This is a genomic window from Flectobacillus longus (genome assembly GCF_030056705.1).
Classification (GTDB): domain Bacteria; phylum Bacteroidota; class Bacteroidia; order Cytophagales; family Spirosomataceae; genus Flectobacillus; species Flectobacillus longus.
The window spans coordinates 1-1,208 of the sequence record NZ_JASHIC010000066.1 but is presented as its reverse complement, the minus strand read 5'-3'; the positions used below and the strand labels follow the sequence as shown (position 1 = coordinate 1,208).

1 protein-coding gene is annotated in these 1,208 nt (G+C 43.0%); it reads left to right on the top strand.

Annotation, left to right across the window (positions count from 1 at the left end; genetic code table 11):
- Window positions 1–1,208, top strand: a 1,208-nt coding sequence (locus tag QM491_RS25445) for an Ig-like domain-containing protein (RefSeq protein WP_283330399.1), incomplete at both ends; no start/stop codon positions are given.

Sequence of the window (1,208 nt, the reverse complement as noted above, 5' to 3'; positions counted from 1 at the left end):
GGACAAACGGTGCAATGGTATGCAAGTCAAACATCAACAAGTGTATTGACAACAGGCACAAGTTATGCACCAAGTATCACAGCAACGACTACTTATTATGTAGGTTGTAAGGATAACACTACGACTTGTGAAACAGCGATGAACTCACGTCAAGCAGTAATAGGTACGGTTAATCCAATCCCAAGTTCACCAAGTGCAGGTAATGTATCAGGTGGCGCAGTATGTGGAAGCGGCGTAGTAAACTTAAGTGCCACATGTTCGACAGGACAAACAGTACAATGGTATGCAAGCCAGAGTTCGACAACAGTGTTGACAACAGGTACAAGTTATGTACCAAGTATAGCAGCGACGACGACTTATTATGTAGGTTGTAAAGATAATACTACGACTTGTGAGACGGCAACGAACTCACGTCAAGCAGTAGTAGGGACAGTAAACCCAATCCCAAGTGCACCAAGTTCAAGTAATGTAACGAATGGTGCAGTATGTGGTAGTGGTGTAGTGAATTTGACAGCAACATGCTCTACAGGTCAAACAGTACAATGGTATGCAAGTCAAACATCAACAACTGCATTGACAACAGGTACAAGCTATGCACCAAGTATCACTGCAACGACAACCTACTATGTAGCATGTAGAGATAACACAACGAATTGTGAAACAGCAACAGGAACACGTCAAGGAATAATCGGAACAGTTAACCCAATTCCAAGTGCACCAAGTTCAAGTAATGTAGTAGGCGCCTCAAGATGTGAAGCTGGTGTGGTTACCTTGACAGCAACTTGTACAACAGGACAAACGGTGCAATGGTATGCAAGTCAGAGTTCAACAAGTGTGTTGACAACAGGTACAAGTTATGCTCCAAGTTTGACATCAACGACAACCTATTATGTAGGTTGTAAAGACAATACAACAACTTGTGAGACAACCGCAGGAACCCGTCAAAGTGTAGTAGGTACAGTAAATCCAAACCTACCAGCACCAAGTTCATCAAGTGTACAAGGTGGAGCAGTATGTGGTAGTGGTGTAGTAAACTTAAGTGCAGTATGTTCATCAGGACAAACGGTACAATGGTATGCAAGTCAAAGCTCAACAAGTGTGTTGACAACAGGCACAAGCTACGCACCAAGTATCACAGCAACGACTACTTATTATGTAGGTTGTAAGGATAACACTACGACTTGTGAAACAGCGACGAACTCACGTCA